The sequence below is a fragment of the Lactobacillus helveticus genome, assembly GCF_046109915.1.
GTDB classification, from domain to species: Bacteria; Bacillota; Bacilli; order Lactobacillales; family Lactobacillaceae; genus Lactobacillus; species Lactobacillus helveticus.
In genome coordinates this window covers 1,176,198-1,192,726 of the sequence record NZ_CP151471.1, presented here as the reverse complement: position 1 = coordinate 1,192,726, position 16,529 = coordinate 1,176,198, and the positions used below count along the sequence as shown (strand labels likewise).

The following is a 16,529-nucleotide window of genomic DNA, read 5'->3' as shown; positions in this document are numbered from 1 at the left end:
GAAAGTCAACACTTTGTGGAAAAGTTCACAAAATTTTTAGCTTAGAGGCATTAGAAATAGAACAGTACTTGCTTGCCAATTCTGATTGGACCATTTGCAATCACGGCATCTAACTCGCTGCTTAGCCAGTCTAATAGTTACTGGATGGCTGGCATTAGCTGTTAAATAGCGAATGTTGGTAATCAGATGTCCATTATGCAGGAGAGCCAAGGAGCCACAGTAAGGACAAGCAGGCTGAATCAATTCTGCTTCATAGATTTTGTGCTTTTTCATCTGGACCATTTTGTAGAAATAGTCTTTGAAAACAATATTTTTTTCTTTAATATCAAGATCAAATTTAATACAATTATTACAGGGGACTATGTCCTCCTTTTTTATGCAATAAAAAACCTGTTAACAGCTTATCATATTGATAAGTCATCAACAGGAAAAATTATAGAGCCATTAAAATAAATGAAAAAGTCGATGCAGAAATGCACCGGCTTTTTTGCTGTACAATTGAAGAAATGTATTAAGTAATAAGAGGAAAAATTATGGGCTTATGGATATTTTTAATTATTTTGATTTATTCTTTTTTGAAAACTACGGGGGAGTATGAAACAGCGACCAGACTGTCATTGATCATCATTCCGTTATATTCTGCGATTATGATGATTCTCGGCATAGGTCAAAACTTTACGCCTCTAACTATACTGGTTACGTTGCTCTTAATTTTAGTCGGCATCGCAATCGGACTTTTTCAAACGCGCAATGTTAAAGTTAAGATTAGTAATGAAAAGGATAAGCTAGGTTTGCCTAAGGTGAAAATTAAACGAGGCTGGTATTACTTGCTTGGCTGGATTATTATCTTCATCATTGGAATTCTAGTCGAATTGTTTTACGGTGCAGAAATGGACAAAACAGAATTATCTGAAAAACTGATCATTGAAATCTTACGGGATATTTCTAGTATTGTCATGTTCACCAATAAGAGTTCTTGGTTCATTTGGGTACTCAACGTTAGTTCTAGTTGGACTTATGATACATATTTGTTCTTGGAATATCCTAAGTTGCGGCAATATGTGGTTTTGCATCAAAGGAATTAATTTATTTGCAAAAAAATTAAAAATACCCTTGCATTATATCCCGATATTAGTTATTATAATTAAGTCAGTTAACGGAGGAGTAGCGAAGTGGCTAAACGCGGCGGTCTGTAAAACCGCTCTCTCTGAGTTCGGCGGTTCGAATCCACCCTCCTCCATTGTTGAACGACAAGTAAAAAGTTCAGCTGGTACTGGGTTATAGCCAAGTGGTAAGGCAATGGTTTTTGGTACCATCATGCGCTGGTTCGAATCCAGCTAACCCAATAGTTCTAAAAGAACACCCAACCCGAAGAAGAAACGTCCTAACGGCGTTTCTTTTTTTGCGCTAAAGCAATACATCAACGCTTAAAAACAAGTACAATAGTATTTAGTTTTCACAGAAAGGATACCCAATGGCTAGAATAATTAGAGTTGGCGGTTCCAGTAGCGCTACTAGTTGGCATGATGCCTTGAATGACCTGCATGCTGATGATGTTTTAATGCTGGGACCTGGATATTATTATTTGCCTCAAGGTCGAAAATTAACAGACATTACAATTAAGGGAACAGGTAGTATAGCTGAGGATACAACTATTTATGGCAATATCAGCGTTTCAGAAGATAGTCGTTATGTCACATTAGAAAATCTTTGTGTAAATACGACAACCGATAATAATAGTATTTTTGTGCCTATCGAAACTGATGGCTATGTTACTTTGCGAAATTGTTGCGTTAAGGGATATGGTACAGACACGGCAGCTATTGCCATTAACGGCAAGGTGACGTTAGAGCTTTATTCAACGAAGGTAACTGGCGGTTCCGTCTCTATGTATGAGAATGCGGACTTTCGTTTGGAAATGAATGATTCACAGATTGATTATCCATCTGAAAATTATTGTGCTTTGGCTCTTGAGGGTCACGGTACCGCAATTATCAATAATTCTAATATTCGCGGTAGTATCAACACTTTTACAAAAACAAATGCGGAATTAGATCTCAATAATTCTGAAGTCGACTATGTTTTATTGCATGGTCAAACTTGGATGAATATGCTTAACAGTACTATTACGGCTAAGGATGATTCGTGTCTTTATCTAAGTGATGATTGCTGGAGCAACATCGTTAATAGCAAATTTAATGGTGGAATCTATATTGATAAAAAGACGCATACTATTATTCAAAATTCGACTATTGATCGCATGGTGGTAGTCGATGAGGCTAAGGTGACAATGAATAATTCTATCATTATGGAGCATGCGGATTTTCAAGACAAGAGTAATTGTGAAGCTACGCGGGTAACATTTATCGGCAATATGAATTATGAATATTTCTTAGCTTTGAGTGGCAAAGCTCAACTAAATGGACATGATCTGGTACTGCATCCCAATCAAGCCGATTTGGCAGTGCAAGACGAGGCCAAACTGAAGACCAATGTTTTAGCTGAACAAAATGACACGTTGAACGTAAAATATAGCAAGCGTCCCAACGTTTATATTTTAGGGATGCATTGGACCGCTAAGAAAAAATAGCTAAACAAAATTAACTTAGTGTATCAAATGCAATCTAGACCAATTTATCATATAATGATAATTGGTATTAAACTTTGGGGTGTGAGTTATGGAAGAACCAATGTACATCAAGATCCACAACCAGATTAAACACGATATTGAAAACCACGTTTATAAAGTTGGGGATCGAATTCCAGCAGAACGTCAGCTATCAGTACGCTTTGGCGTTTCACGGATGACTTTGCGCCAGGCAATTAAAACATTGGAAGAAGAAGGAATTCTGGAACGCCGACTTGGCAGTGGTACTTATGTTGCCAGCCAAAAGGTACAAGAAAAAATGTCCGGAATTATGTCGTTTACTGAAATTACCAAGGCTAATGGTCAAGTGCCTTCAAGTAAGTTAATTTCCTATCAAGTAGGTAATCCATCCTTATCTGAAAAAGAACGTTTAGCTCTTAAACAGTATGAAAACGTATTGCGAATGGAAAGAATTCGTTATGCAGACGATGTCCCAATTTGTTATGAAGTAGTTACGGTGCCATATTACTTGGTTAAAGATTTTTCTAAGGAAGATATTTCTAGCCATTTGTATGAAACCTTGGAAAAGCGTAGCGGTTTTGAAATTGGCAAAGCAATAGAACATATTTCTGCAACTATTGCCAATGAACAAGATGCTCGTTTATTGAAGGCTAAGAAAGGTGAACCTTTAATCACTAGACGCCAGGTAACTGAGCTTTCAAGTGGTCAACCATTTGAATATACCCGTGCTCGTTATGTGGCTGAACGATTTGAATTTACTTTTTCTAAATAGAATTTAAAAGACAAAACAAAAACTCCAATTTCACTCATAAACTGAGTGGAACTGGAGCTTTTTTTATTTAAGATCCTCTTTAATTTTTGTGGTGGAAATACCTGGTGTTCTTGGTAAATAGACTACCTTGCAATAAGGCTTTAAGAAGTCAAACTTGCCTTCCCAATCGCTGCCCATCACGAAAGTATCGACATCGTACTTTTTAATATCGTCGATCTTTTGGTCCCAATCTTTTTCGGGAATAACTTCATCGACGTAGCGAATAGCTTCCAAAATATATTTGCGTTCAGGATAAGTGCTGTAAGCTTCCTTATGCTTCTTGAATTCATTAAATTCATCAGTAGAAAGTCCTACAATTAAATAATCGCCTAATTCTTTAGCTCTTTTAAGCAGGCGAACATGACCATAGTGAAGCAGGTCAAACGTGCCATAAGTAATTACCTTTTTCATTTTTTCTCCTTTTAATGAACTACACAGACACTGAAGTGCCGGGTTTCTGGGAACACTGAGTAGTGTTTAGGATCTTACATTGAACTAGTCAAATACCTAACTCACAGAACTCAGCTTGTTACCATGGCCAGTCCCTGACCACTTAGCTTTGTACTTCCTTTATGCAAGATATTAACTGCCGCATTAATATCTCGGTCATGCTTGGTTTGACACTTAGAACAAGTCCATTCACGAATCTCTAATGGCTTAGCGCCACTGTTATAGCCACATTTTGAACAAATTCTGGAAGTGTTCTTGGGATCAACTGCAATTAGTTTCTTGCCATACCATTCGCATTTGTATTCTAGCATTTGTCTGAATATCCGCCATGAAGCATTGGCAATCGATTTAGCTAAGTGATGATTTTTCTGAAGATTCTTGGTTTTCAAATCTTCAATCGCAATTACATCATATTGCTTAACTAAATGCGTAGTTAGTTTATGCAGATAATCTCTGCGCTGATTAGCTGCTTTAGCTTGGCACTTAGCTTTTGACTTTTGCGCTTTTTGCCAATTAGTAAAGCTTTCTAAGCTTCTAGGACAAAGCACCTTTTTATTCCTGTCTTGCAAAACTAATAATTTAGCTAAATGTCTGCGACGAGCATATTTTCTTTGCCAGACTTTGGCTTTCTTTTCAAAATAAGAACTGTCAAAACTAGGATATTTTAGCCCATTAGACAGAATTGCTAAATCAGCCACGCCAACATCAATTCCAACCTGTTTGTCAGTTAAGCTGTACTTCTCTGGTTCAGATATTTCAGCTTGTAGAGACAAATAATATTTTCCTGTTGGTTCAAGCAGAACAGTGTAGCGCTTAATCTTAGTGTTTTGCAAAACTCCAATTTTGCTTGTTTTAATATAGCCTAATTTAGGAATCTTCAAGTATCTTTTACCTGCAGTTTTTATGATTGACTTGCCCGTATAAGACTTTTTCAGATACTTGCGTGAATGAAAACGAGGCTTGCCAATTTGACCAGTTTTATCTTGAAAGAAGTTCTTCCAAGATTGAGTTAGGAATTCATTAACTACCTGCAAGCTTGAAGAATCGCTGTTTTTCAAAAAAAGGATATTCTTTTTTAAGCGGCTTAAGCAGATAATTCAGCTTGAACTTGCCTAAAAAAGGCAAAGCTTTATTATTCTGATAGCGCTCATTCATCATGGCCAGCATTTAATTCCAAACAAAGCGATCATTGCCAAACATCTGCTCAAGCTGGTTTTGTTGTGTTCTATTAGGATAGAGTCTTAATTTGATCCCTTTTAGCACATTTGTTCCCTCCTTTCTTTTTAAGATTATATCAAACATATGTTTAAGAAAGAAGGGGGGAACAAGCAAAAAAACTAAAAAAGGCCGGATTCATCACGGGATTAAAATCCCGTGTTTTCTCTGACAATTAATCAATAAAACAATCTTATCATGTTTGAAGAAAAGATAAAACTTGAATATCATACGCGTACTTGCTTATTCCAATGGTAAAATAAATACTAGATGAAAAGACGTGTGAGGTGTGTGGAAATGGATAAAGTTAATATTTTAGGCGTTAATTTTGATAATAAAACTTTTAATCAATTTCAAAATGAATTTATTAGTCGACTGAATGATCACTTATCTACTTTTGTAGTAACTGCTAATCCTGAAATTGTGATGGTAGCTAACGAAAACCCAGAATTCATGAAAATTTTAAAAAATGATACAGATTATATCACTGCAGATGGAATAGGTATCGTTAAGGCGGCTAAGATGTTAAAACAGCCATTGCCTGAAAGAGTGACGGGTTATGATCTGTTCACTTGGCTGATGAGCGTAGCCAATGATCGTGGCAGCCGTGTATATCTTATTGGTGCTAAGCCAGCGGTAATTCATGCTGTACAAGCAAAAGTCGCTAAAGAATATCCTAATATTAACTTGGTCGGTGCAGAAGATGGCTACTTTAAGGGAGACTTAGATTTAGTAGCTCACAGAATTCAAAAAACACAGCCAGATATGGTCTTTGCGGCGCTAGGTTTTCCTAAACAAGAAAAGCTTTTAGCCATTTTACGTAGAAATGAAACCCCAGCTTTAATGATGGGTGTAGGGGGTAGCTTTGATGTCTTTTCTGGCATGGTCAAAAGAGCTCCAGAAGGTTTCCAAAAAACACATTTAGAATGGTTCTATCGTTTAATTACTAATCCATCTCGCTTTAAGCGAATGATGGTGTTGCCTAAATTTGTTGTCCGCGTTAAACAATCGAAGAGAGGAAAATAATTAATTGATGAAGGTTTTGCATGTAAATGCTGGTCTTGAAAATGGTGGCGGTTTATCACATATTGTTAATTTGTTAACTGAAGCCAAAAATGAAGGTAAAAATTTTGAATTGCTGACTTTAGCTGAAGGTCCGGTAGCTCAGGCAGCCCGCGCCAAGAGAATTACTACCCATGTGCTTGGAGCTAATAGTCGTTATGATTTAGCTAGTTTGCGTAAATTGACCAAATTTATTAATGATGGCAACTACGATATTGTGCATACTCATGGGGCTAGAGCCAATCTTTTTCTTTCTTTAATTCATAAGAAAATTAAGGCAACTTGGTGCATCACTGTGCATTCAGACCCTTACTTGGATTTTGAAGGGCGCGGCATTTTAGGCAAAATTTTTACCAAGTTGAATTTGCGTGCGTTAAGAAAAGCCGATTGTATCTTTGCAGTAACTAATCGTTTTGCACAGCTGCTCATTAATAAAGCACAGGTGGATAAAAACAAGGTACACGTGATTTATAATGGTATCTTTTTCCACAGCGATAGCGAAATTCCAGCTAAATATGAGCATCCTTATTTCAATATTATTAACGTTGCGCGTACTGAAAAGGTTAAGGGACAGGAATTGCTTTTAAAGGCCGTGAAAAAATTGGATGACCAGCATATTCGCTTGCATATTGCGGGGGATGGCAGTCAACTTGAGGGTTTGAAGGCTTTGACTAGACAATTGGATATGGCTCCTCAAGTAACTTTTCACGGCTTTATGACTCATCATCAGCTTAGTGATTTATATAAGCGAATTGATTTAGCAGTGCTTACTTCATATTCAGAAAGTTTTCCACTTGTGCTTTTAGAAGCTACTGATAATTTGATTCCAATTTTGTCCACAGATGTTGGTGATATTCACAAGATGATTCCTAGGCCAAAGTATGGCTTTATTGCTAAAACTGGTGATATTGACTCGATTGCTAAGGTAATTGGTGAAGCAGTAGATAAGTCAAACAAAGAATTGCGTCAAATTGCTAATAATGAGAAACGTTATGCCGAAGAGCACTTTTCTGTAAGAAATCAATTAGAGACAATTCAAAAAGTTTACGACACATTGTCAGAAAACGTCTAAGAAAATCAAGTTCAAAAATAGCAATGTATTAGTATTGGCTGTATAATAATGAAAAATGAAATTTTAATTACAGAAAGGGGAACAATGTTTTACCCAGAATTAGACAAAGACGATTCTTTGGCCTTACACACTGATTTATACGAAATTAATATGATGTATACCTACTTCAAAAAGGGGATTGCTGATCGCAATGCTGTTTTTGAAGCTTTTTATAGAACTGAGCCATTTGGCAACGGCTATGCTGTTTATGCCGGCTTGGAACACATTATTGATTATTTAAAGAATTTAAAGTTTAAAGAAAGCGACCTGCAATATTTGAAGGAGCAGGAAGGCTATGATGACGACTTTATTGACTACTTGCGCAACTTTAAGTTGAAGCTTAATATCCGTTCCATGAAGGAAGGGGAATTGATTTTTGCTAACGAACCAATTTTGCAAGTTGAAGGACCGCTTGCTCAAGCACAATTAGTCGAAACAGCTATTTTGAACATCATTAACTTCCAAACTTTGCTTGCTACTAAGGCAGCAAGAATTAAGCTAGCTGTGCAAAATGATGGCTTGATGGAATTTGGTTCACGTCGTGCCCAAGAAACTGATGCCGCAATTTGGGGTGCACGTGCTGCTTATATTGGTGGCTTTGACTCAACCAGTAATGTACGTGCCGGTAAGTTATTTGGTATTCCAATCTCAGGAACTCACGCTCATGCTTTAGTTGAAGCCTTTGGTAGCGAATATGAAGCATTTAAGGCTTATGCCGAAACACATAAGAACTGCGTCTTCTTAGTTGATACTTATGATACAGTTCGCAGTGGTGTACCAAATGCCATTAAGGTTGCCAACGAAATGGGCGACAAGATCAACTTCTTAGGTGTTCGTATCGATTCCGGTGATATGGCTTATATTTCTAAGCAAGTTCGTAAGGAATTAGATGACGCTGGCTACCCAGATGCTAAGATTTTTGCTTCTAACGACCTTGATGAAAATACAATCACTAACTTGAAGATGCAAGGTGCTAAGATTGATGTTTGGGGTATTGGTACCAAATATATCACCGCCTATGATCAGCCAGCACTTGGTGCAGTTTACAAGTTAGTAGCCATGGAAGATGAAGTACATGCAATGCATGATACGCTTAAGATTTCTTCTAATGCTATCAAGGTATCTACGCCTGGTAAAAAGCAAGTATGGCGTATCAGTGCCAACACTGCTAAGAAAAATGAAGGAGACTGGGTATCTCGTGATAACGAAGATCCGCGCAAGTTTGATGCCTTGTTCATGTTCCACCCACAATACACTTATATCAACAAAGTGGTAACTGATTATACTGCTATTCCGCTTTTGCATGATATCTTTAAGGATGGCGAGCTTGTTTACAAGCAACCTAGCCTCGATGAGATTAAGAAGTTTGTTGCTGATAATTTGGACGGCTTATGGGATGAATACAAGCGTAGCTTGAACCCACAAGAATATCCAGTTGATTTGTCACAAAACTTGTACGAGAGTAAGATGGATATTATTCAAGATATCCGTCGTAAGATTAGAGAAAGAAGCATTGGTCGATGAGAGAATTACAAAAAGAAATTATTGCATATGAACATGTTTTGCCTGAAATTGATCCTAAAAAAGAAATCAGACGTTCAATTGATTTCTTAAAGGATTATTTAAAGGCTAATCCATTTTTGAGGTCATATGTTTTGGGCATTTCTGGTGGTCAAGATTCTACCTTAACTGGAAAGCTTTGCCAAATGGCAATTGAAGAAATGCGTGAAGAAACTGGCGATGATTCTTATCAATTTATCGCAGTTCGTTTGCCATATGGCGTTCAAGCTGATGCTAGCGATGCTGCAGATGCTGTTAAGTTCCAACATCCAGACCAAGATTTAATCGTTAATATTAAGGAACCAGTAGATGCAATGGTAAAGGCTGTTGAAGCTAGTGGTAAAAAGATTACTGACTTTAACAAAGGCAATATCAAGGCTCGTCAAAGAATGGTGGTTCAATATGCCATAGCTGGTGCTAATAAGGGTGCAGTTGTAGGTACTGACCACGCTGCCGAAAACTTCAGTGGATTTTATACCAAGTTTGGTGATGGTGCTGCTGACTTAACTCCACTTTTCCGCTTGGACAAGCGTCAAGGCAAGATGCTTTTAAAGGAATTGGGGTGTCCAGCTCACCTTTATGAAAAGGCTCCTACAGCTGACCTTGAAGAAGAAAAGCCAGATTTACCAGATGAAGTTGCTTTAGGTGTAACTTATAAGGAAATCGATGACTACCTTGAAGGCAAGGAAGTTAGCGATAAAGCAGCTGATCAAATCGAAAAATTATGGAAGAAGAGTGAACACAAGCGTCATTTGCCAGTTACTGTATTTGATGATTTTTACAAGAAATAATTATTCGTTAAAACTTGTTAAAGATTCAAACCTTTCTTATAATGAACTTGATCATAAGGGAGTAACGGCAATTTGCTTGCGATAAACCCAACAGCCGAAGATGATATACTTCTGGGTTTATCTTAATTTGTGAGACTTATGTGCTACAAGCATGTAAGTCTCTTTTTTATTTTGAGAGAGGATGATATAGAATGGCTCGAAAATATTACACAGAGACAATTCCCGATGTCGTTGAGAATTTGAATACCGCAATCGACACTGGTTTGTCTGGTGAAGAAGCCAAAAAGAGATTAGCAAAGTATGGTCCAAATTCTCTTGCTTCTAAAAAGAAGAAGAGCATGTTCATGCGGCTTGTTGATCAATTTAAAGATTTTATGATCATTGTTTTGATCATTGCTGCGATTCTTAGTGGGGTAGTTGCCCATGAGTGGACAGACGCCGCAATTATTATGATCGTGGTTATTTTGAACGCTGTTTTAGGGGTAATTCAAGAAGCACGTTCTGAAGCTGCGATCGATGCGTTAAAACAGATAGCCACGCCGAGTGCCCATGTGCGCCGGGATAATGCAATTGTGCAAATCCCAAGTACAGAGCTGGTAACGGGGGACATTGTATTACTTGAAGCAGGGGACGTTGTCCCAGCCGATCTGCGTTTAATTAGTGCTCATAGTTTAAAGATTGAAGAAGCTGCTCTAACCGGTGAATCCGTTCCAGTTGATAAGAGCGATGAGACCCTGCAAGGTGATGACATCGCTTTGGCTGATCGAATTAACATGGCTTATTCTAGTACCAATGTTACCTATGGTCGCGGTGAAGGTATTGTTGTTGGAACAGGGATGAATACCGAAGTTGGTAAGATTGCCACTATGCTTAACAATGCCGATGAAACTGATACTCCTTTAAAGGAAAACTTGAACTACTTAGGCAAGATCTTAACGATTATGATTTTGACTATCTGTGTGATTGTTTTCGTTGTCGGGATGTTCACCAAGCAAGGCACAGAGCCAATGAATGCCTTGCTGATTGACATGTTCTTGGTTGCCGTTTCATTAGCTGTTGCTGCCATTCCTGAAGGACTTCCAGCAATTGTTACGATTATTTTGGCCTTGGGTACGCAAACGATGGCAAAACACAAGGCAATTGTAAGAAAGTTGCCAGCCGTTGAAACTTTGGGTGCTACCGACATTATTTGTTCAGATAAGACTGGTACTTTGACCCAAAACCGAATGACCGTAGAAAAGATTTTTTATCGTGGCAGTTTGCACGATGATAACGATGAAATCGAAGAAAATAATCCTGCCTTATTGTCCATGGTCTTAGCTAACGATACCAAGATTGAAAATGGTGGGGACTTGCTTGGAGATCCTACCGAAACGGCTTTGATTCAATACGCATTTGATCAAAATATTAACGTGCATGACTTGCTTGAAGAACATAAGCGAGTTCAAGAAGTACCATTTGATTCAGGACGTAAATTGATGAGTACTGTTAACAAATATGGCGATAAGTTCTTTGTAGCAGTTAAGGGTGCGCTTGATGAACTGCTTAAGCGAGTAACCTCTGTCAAAATAAATGACGAAATTACTCCAATTACTGCACAGCAAAGACAAGATATTCTGCAAACTAACCAGGATATGGCAAAAAAAGCTCTGCGTGTCTTGGGCTTAGCTTACAAAGTAATTGATAAGACTTACGATGATCCAAGTACTGACAACGTTGAACAAGATTTGATTTTTGCAGGTCTTGTCGGCATGATTGACCCAGAGCGTCCAGAAGCGAAGGCTGCTGTAGCTGAAGCTCATAGTGCTGGTATTAGAACTATTATGATCACAGGTGACCACCAAGTAACAGCTCAAGCGATTGCGGAAAGACTAGGGATCCTAGAGCCAGAACATGACGAACGCGTTTTGACTGGTGCACAGCTTGATCAATTAAGCGATGACTACTTTAAGAAGCACGTAGCTGACTATAACGTTTATGCCCGCGTATCACCAGAACACAAGGTAAGAATCGTTAAGTCATGGCAAGCTAATGACAAGATCGTTGCCATGACTGGTGATGGTGTTAATGATGCACCAAGTTTAAAGCAAGCTGATATCGGAATCGGTATGGGAATTACCGGTACTGAAGTGTCTAAGGGTGCTGCCGATATGGTTTTGGCGGATGATAACTTTGCCACGATCGTTGAAGCTGTTAAGCAAGGACGTAAAGTCTTCAGCAATATTCAGAAGGCTATCTTATATTTAATGAGTTGTAACGTCGGTGAAGTGTTAACCGTCTTTATGATGACGATGCTGGGCTGGGATATTTTAGCTCCAGTACAATTACTTTGGATTAACCTGGTAACTGATACTTTGCCAGCCATTGCCTTAGGGGTTGAACCTGTTGAAGATGGCATCATGAAGCGCAAGCCTCGTGGTAAAAAGTCCAACTTCTTTAGCGGCGGCGTAGCTAGTTCAATTATCTATCAAGGTATTTTAGAAGGCGTCCTAGTATTAGGTGCTTATCAATTCGGCTTGCATGTTGGTCCGCACATCGATAATCCTGCTTTGCAACACGGGGATGCCTTAACTATGGCCTTCTTAACATTAGGCTTGATTCAATTGTTCCATGCGATTAACTCAAAGTACTTGCACCAATCTATTTTTAGAAAGCATACTTTCTCTAACAAGTGGTTCAATGGTGCGATCATCATTTCTGCTTTAGTAATGTCAGCTGTTGAATTGCCATTTATGACAAGATTCTTTGATATCACTGAACTTAATGGCGCACAATGGGCAGTTGTTTTAATTGCTGGTCTTTGCATGATTTTGATTGTAGAAATCGTTAAATTCTTTGAAAGAAGAGCTAGCAAAAGATAAAGTTTAGCAAAATAAACGAAAAAAGCTTGAGTAAACTCAGGCTTTTTTTGTATGCTTAAATCAGATTATTTTGAGGAAGTATATTTAATGAAAAGTTTTTTATTCCGCCTGTATCTAGCGCTAATGAAATTTAGGGCGCGTTTTACGACGATGGAAAATAATAATATCGTTATTCTAAATGGCTCAGGACGTTCTGGATCAAATGGCTATGCATTTTATAAATGGCTTTTGCTTAATCATCCCGAATATAACGCGTCTTTGATTGAGCCATGGCCATCATCCCACTTGAAATGGGAAGCTTGGCAAAAGATCGGCGCAGCGCGTTACGTCATTACAACGCACCAACCATTTAAAGTGCGCAAGCATCAAATTAACGTCCAGCTGTGGCATGGCGTTCCGCTGAAGCGTATGGGCATCATGGCGAACAATACGCGCTATCGTGATAATAAGCGCAATGAAAAATTGTGGCATAAGAATGCCGACATCGTTGTTTCTAGCTCAGATTTGTATGAGACGCTCATGAGTGCTTGTATGGCGATTGAAACTAAGAAGTACCATAAGTTAGGCTTCCCTCGTTTGGATCTTTTAAATAAGCCTGTCATTAGCAAAGAACAATTATTAAAAGGTTTGTTTAAAACGACAGATGACAAAGCGCAAATCGGAATTTACATGCCAACTTTTAGGTATGAACTAGAAGACAAGACCATCATGGATAAAATTAAGGCAGGTAATTTCTTTGCCTTTGAGGATTTTGATGGGGAAAAATTGAATGATGAATTAGCTAAACGTCACCAATATTTGATTGTGAAATTGCATCCCTACGAAATGCGCTTATTCGCTAACTTCAAGAGCAATTATTCCAACATTGCCTTTTTAAACAATGATTATTTGTTTGATCATAATTATGACTTGTATGAACTGCTAGGTGATACTGATTTCTTGATGACTGATTTCTCATCAATTTATTTCGACTATTTACACTTGAACAAACCAATTGTCTTTGTCACTAACTTTTTACAGCAATATAAGAAAACACGTGGACTTTTGCTTAGTCCGTATGCTGAAATTACACCGGGCATTTGCGTTAATTCAGAAGCAGAGTTGATCAACAATTTGGATCATCTTGATAATCAACAAATTGCCAATCGGCGCCTTTACTGGCTACATCTAACTAGTGAAGCTAAAGGCGATTCATATTGTCAAAACGTCTTTGAATACATGACTCAAGAATATCGAGGTTAAGGTATTGCGGAAAACATTTTTAAATATTTTATATAATGCGGTTTATCAGCTTTTTATTGTTTTGGTGCCGCTGATTACAGTACCCTATCTTTCAAGAGTATTAGGGCCCAAAACTTACGGAATCTATAGCAGCGTTAACAATACGGTACAATTTTTGATGATTTTTTGTATCCTTTCAGTTTCTTATGTAGGGATGCGAACCATTTCAAAAACGCGTACTTATGGCACGCCTGAAGAGTTAACTAAAGCATTTTGGGGATTGTGGTACTTCCAAGGAATTGCCGGTATTATCACTATTACTTTCACCGTTTTTATTACCACGGTATTTCATATTCAATATTGGTTTTATCTATTATTGATGGTGCCATATTTGATTTCTGCACAAGTGGATATCTCATGGTTCTTCCAAGGGCTAGCCGACTTCGGTCGAGTTGTTTTGAAAAACACTTGTGTAAAACTAGTCAGCGTTGTGTTGATCTTATTGTGGGTAAAATCACCAGCTGATTTGTGGAAATATTTGTTAATCATGTCAGTTTCAACCATGCTTGGTTCCTTTGTCTTTTGGTTTGATATTCACCGTTATGTTGGTCAACCTGTAGCGCATTTTTATAAATTCAAAAAGACTGCGATTGCGATCGGCACACTGATGATTCCGCAGATTGCTACTCAAATTTATACATCGCTAGACAAGCCAATTTTGGGACTTTTTTCAAGTTCGACCCAGGTTTCTTTTTATGATAATTCACAAAGAATTTCGAACATGATTTTAGGCGTGATTACTAGTATCTCGCTTGTTATCATGCCTAAGATGGCTAGTGAAGAAAAAGAAGCACAAAAGGTAGTCATGAAGAAGTCACTAGAAGTTACCGTAATGCTGGGAACATTATTTGCGGTAATCATTATGGCCAATACCAAGCAATTTGTGCCATTTTTCTTTGGCAATCAGTATATTCCGATGACACCGTTGATGTTTTGGTTTACCTTAACCATTATCATGATTCCAACTGGGGGCGTTTTTGCCAATCAGTTTGCGTTGGCTAACAGCCGGGATCGCGACTATGCCTTCCCAGTTGTAATTGGAGCAATTTTAGAAATTGTTTTAAGCTATGTGCTAGATCGTCCTTATGGTGCAATGGGGGCAATGATTGCTATTTTGATTACTGAATTTGTGGTCTTGGTGCTTAGACTTTGGGTAGTACGTGATGGCTATCAATTTACTTATGTATTTCATGATGTGCCTAAATATATTGCGATTGCCTTGATTACTTTAGCTGCGGGGATGCTAATGCCTAACTTTATCCCATCTGCATTTTTCAATATGGCAGTTAAATCGATTATCATGCTCGTAATTTATTTGGGCTTGATGTTCATGTTTAAGTTGGACTTTAACGAAGATATTGTTAAACTGCTCAAGAATTTCTTTAAACGAGGTTAAAAATGATACCAAAAATAATTCATTATGTTTGGGTGGGTCATAATCCTAAATCAAAAATAATTAGAGAATGCATTGCGATCTGGAAGAAAAATTTGCCAGATTATCAATTCATTGAATGGAATGAAGATAATTTTGACATGCATGAAAATAAATATATTGAACAAGCCTATCAAGCTAAAAAATGGGCATTTGTTTCTGATTACGTTCGTGCAAGAGCAATTTATGAACAGGGTGGTATTTATTTAGATACCGATGTGCGCGTAATTGATGATTTAACCCCATTGTTAAAAGATCGTGCATTTATTGGCTTTGAGAATAAGGATTACCTGTCCGCCGCCATTTTTGGTGCAGAAAAAAAGCACCCATTTATGCAGGATATTTTAGATTATTATCAAGACCGCAGTTTTGAATTTGATGCCAATAATCAAATGGCTGGCGTAAATAGTATTTCAGTGACAGACATTTTGTTAGACAAATACGGTTTAAAGATTGGCAATCAGGAACAAATGCTTAAAGATGGCATTCATGTTTATCCAGATGGCGTATTGTGCAATCCTTCTAAAGATTCAAAGTCTATCCACCTTTTCACAGGAACGTGGATGAATGGCAAGCATTCTTTTAAGCATAAAATCGTAACGGATTTAAAGCGTCATATCAATACTCCAAAACAGGCTGGGCGATATGCTAAATGGATTCGGTAAAATTACAAAATCTAATAGAACAAATTTCACTGCAGTATTTTAATCGACCATTTTTGCATGAAGCTAAAATCAATCGCAGGATGACCACAACAGGTGGCCGCTATCATCTTGATGATCATCACATTGAAATCAATGCTCATTTTTTAGCACCACAATATCATGAATATTTGATAGGCATCATTAAGCATGAATTGTGGCACTATCATTTGCACTTGCTAAAACGCGGTTATCGGCATCGTGATCGTGATTTTAAAGTTTTGCTCAAAAAAGTAGGTGGCAGTCGTTATGCACCAGATATTGGCTTGCGCCGTCAGAAAAAATTCAATTATATTTATATCTGTGAACGATGCGGCTTGCAATATCCGCGTATGCGCCGAATTAATACTAGAAGGTACAGATGCAGCAAATGCAAGGGACATCTGCGTTTAGAGCAAAATTTAAAAGCTAAAAACAAATAAATTTAAATTATTTTCAATTTTTCCTTGCACATCTCTTAGATTTAGTCTATTATATTTGATGTGCCGCGGGCGTGGCGGAATGGCAGACGCGCAAGACTAAGGATCTTGTGATCGCTTTAGATCGTGGAAGTTCGAGTCTTCTCGCCCGCACCAATTAAGAAGTCGCAGTGAGCGACTTCTTTTTTTTACACAAAAATAGGTTATACTTTACTTAATGAATTAAA

Annotated in this window: 13 protein-coding genes, 3 tRNA genes and 2 pseudogenes; 15 read left to right on the top strand and 3 right to left on the bottom strand. The window is 37.8% G+C overall.

Annotated elements, in window-relative coordinates:
• Positions 1-28 precede the first annotated feature (28 nt).
• Positions 29-363: pseudogene (locus tag AADV52_RS06070) on the bottom strand (transposase family protein); the annotation flags it as partial.
• Between the two features lie 170 nt (positions 364-533).
• Here AADV52_RS06070 and AADV52_RS06065 point away from each other — a divergent pair.
• The 5 genes from AADV52_RS06065 to AADV52_RS06045 all read left to right on the top strand — a co-directional run bounded on the left by AADV52_RS06065 (position 534) and on the right by AADV52_RS06045 (position 3,380).
• Positions 534-1,085: a hypothetical protein gene (locus AADV52_RS06065; RefSeq protein ID WP_014919267.1), complete on the top strand. Its 552-nt coding sequence runs from the start codon at positions 534-536 to the stop codon at positions 1,083-1,085.
• 73 nt (positions 1,086-1,158) lie between these two features.
• A tRNA-Tyr gene (locus AADV52_RS06060) sits at positions 1,159-1,240 on the top strand.
• A gap of 34 nt (positions 1,241-1,274) precedes the next feature.
• Positions 1,275-1,346, top strand: a tRNA-Gln gene (locus AADV52_RS06055).
• 128 nt (positions 1,347-1,474) lie between these two features.
• Complete coding sequence (locus AADV52_RS06050; protein WP_014919266.1) at positions 1,475-2,590, top strand: hypothetical protein; 1,116 nt, start codon at positions 1,475-1,477, stop codon at positions 2,588-2,590.
• Positions 2,591-2,678: 88 nt separating this feature from the next.
• Positions 2,679-3,380, top strand: a complete 702-nt coding sequence (locus AADV52_RS06045; RefSeq protein WP_014919265.1) for a GntR family transcriptional regulator — start codon at positions 2,679-2,681, stop codon at positions 3,378-3,380.
• Positions 3,381-3,443: 63 nt separating this feature from the next.
• On the opposite strand, the gene tagD is transcribed toward AADV52_RS06045, so the two are convergent.
• Positions 3,444-3,830, bottom strand: coding sequence for a glycerol-3-phosphate cytidylyltransferase (gene tagD / locus AADV52_RS06040; RefSeq protein WP_014919264.1), 387 nt, complete (start codon positions 3,828-3,830; stop codon positions 3,444-3,446).
• A 110-nt stretch (positions 3,831-3,940) separates the two neighbouring features.
• Positions 3,941-5,171: pseudogene (locus AADV52_RS06035) on the bottom strand (RNA-guided endonuclease TnpB family protein).
• Positions 5,172-5,381: 210 nt separating this feature from the next.
• On the opposite strand from AADV52_RS06035, the gene AADV52_RS06030 reads away from it, so the two are divergent.
• The 10 genes from AADV52_RS06030 to AADV52_RS05985 all read left to right on the top strand — a co-directional run bounded on the left by AADV52_RS06030 (position 5,382) and on the right by AADV52_RS05985 (position 16,458).
• Complete coding sequence (locus tag AADV52_RS06030) at positions 5,382-6,110, top strand: WecB/TagA/CpsF family glycosyltransferase (protein ID WP_014919262.1); 729 nt, start codon at positions 5,382-5,384, stop codon at positions 6,108-6,110.
• Between the two features lie 7 nt (positions 6,111-6,117).
• Entirely contained in the window at positions 6,118-7,218 is a 1,101-nt protein-coding gene (locus AADV52_RS06025) for a glycosyltransferase family 4 protein (RefSeq protein ID WP_014919261.1), read from the top strand.
• Positions 7,219-7,302: 84 nt separating this feature from the next.
• Positions 7,303-8,781 (top strand): nicotinate phosphoribosyltransferase, encoded by a 1,479-nt coding sequence (locus AADV52_RS06020; RefSeq protein ID WP_014919260.1) that lies wholly within the window; start codon positions 7,303-7,305, stop codon positions 8,779-8,781.
• Complete coding sequence (nadE, locus tag AADV52_RS06015; protein ID WP_014919259.1) at positions 8,778-9,608, top strand: ammonia-dependent NAD(+) synthetase; 831 nt, start codon at positions 8,778-8,780, stop codon at positions 9,606-9,608. The genes AADV52_RS06020 and nadE overlap by 4 nt, the downstream gene beginning before the upstream one ends.
• A gap of 191 nt (positions 9,609-9,799) precedes the next feature.
• Positions 9,800-12,469 carry a calcium-translocating P-type ATPase, PMCA-type gene (locus AADV52_RS06010; protein WP_014919258.1) on the top strand — a complete coding sequence of 890 codons (2,670 nt, stop codon included), beginning with the start codon at positions 9,800-9,802 and terminating at the stop codon, positions 12,467-12,469.
• Between the two features lie 87 nt (positions 12,470-12,556).
• Positions 12,557-13,711 (top strand): CDP-glycerol--glycerophosphate glycerophosphotransferase, encoded by a 1,155-nt coding sequence (locus tag AADV52_RS06005; RefSeq protein ID WP_014919257.1) that lies wholly within the window; start codon positions 12,557-12,559, stop codon positions 13,709-13,711.
• Between the two features lie 4 nt (positions 13,712-13,715).
• Positions 13,716-15,146 (top strand): oligosaccharide flippase family protein, encoded by a 1,431-nt coding sequence (locus AADV52_RS06000; RefSeq protein WP_014919256.1) that lies wholly within the window; start codon positions 13,716-13,718, stop codon positions 15,144-15,146.
• A 2-nt stretch (positions 15,147-15,148) separates the two neighbouring features.
• Positions 15,149-15,847, top strand: a complete 699-nt coding sequence (locus AADV52_RS05995) for a glycosyltransferase family 32 protein (protein ID WP_014564064.1) — start codon at positions 15,149-15,151, stop codon at positions 15,845-15,847.
• Positions 15,835-16,305: a SprT family protein gene (locus AADV52_RS05990; RefSeq protein ID WP_014919255.1), complete on the top strand. Its 471-nt coding sequence runs from the start codon at positions 15,835-15,837 to the stop codon at positions 16,303-16,305. Before AADV52_RS05995 ends, AADV52_RS05990 begins: the two co-directional genes overlap by 13 nt.
• Positions 16,306-16,370: 65 nt before the next feature.
• A tRNA-Leu gene (locus tag AADV52_RS05985) sits at positions 16,371-16,458 on the top strand.
• The last annotated feature ends 71 nt before the right edge of the window (positions 16,459-16,529 follow it).

Excerpts from the sequence above, each read along its gene's own strand:
- AADV52_RS06010 (WP_014919258.1), top strand. The coding sequence starts at position 9,800 with ATGGCTCGAAAATATTACACAGAGACAATTCCCGATGTCGTTGAGAAT.
- AADV52_RS06050 (WP_014919266.1), top strand. The coding sequence starts at position 1,475 with ATGGCTAGAATAATTAGAGTTGGCGGTTCCAGTAGCGCTACTAGTTGG.
- AADV52_RS06005 (WP_014919257.1), top strand. The coding sequence starts at position 12,557 with ATGAAAAGTTTTTTATTCCGCCTGTATCTAGCGCTAATGAAATTTAGG.
- nadE (WP_014919259.1), top strand. The coding sequence starts at position 8,778 with ATGAGAGAATTACAAAAAGAAATTATTGCATATGAACATGTTTTGCCT.
- AADV52_RS05995 (WP_014564064.1), top strand. The coding sequence starts at position 15,149 with ATGATACCAAAAATAATTCATTATGTTTGGGTGGGTCATAATCCTAAA.
- AADV52_RS06045 (WP_014919265.1), top strand. The coding sequence starts at position 2,679 with ATGGAAGAACCAATGTACATCAAGATCCACAACCAGATTAAACACGAT.
- AADV52_RS06025 (WP_014919261.1), top strand. The coding sequence starts at position 6,118 with ATGAAGGTTTTGCATGTAAATGCTGGTCTTGAAAATGGTGGCGGTTTA.
- AADV52_RS05990 (WP_014919255.1), top strand. The coding sequence starts at position 15,835 with ATGGATTCGGTAAAATTACAAAATCTAATAGAACAAATTTCACTGCAG.
- tagD (WP_014919264.1), bottom strand. The coding sequence starts at position 3,830 with ATGAAAAAGGTAATTACTTATGGCACGTTTGACCTGCTTCACTATGGT.
- AADV52_RS06065 (WP_014919267.1), top strand. The coding sequence starts at position 534 with ATGGGCTTATGGATATTTTTAATTATTTTGATTTATTCTTTTTTGAAA.
- AADV52_RS06030 (WP_014919262.1), top strand. The coding sequence starts at position 5,382 with ATGGATAAAGTTAATATTTTAGGCGTTAATTTTGATAATAAAACTTTT.
- AADV52_RS06020 (WP_014919260.1), top strand. The coding sequence starts at position 7,303 with ATGTTTTACCCAGAATTAGACAAAGACGATTCTTTGGCCTTACACACT.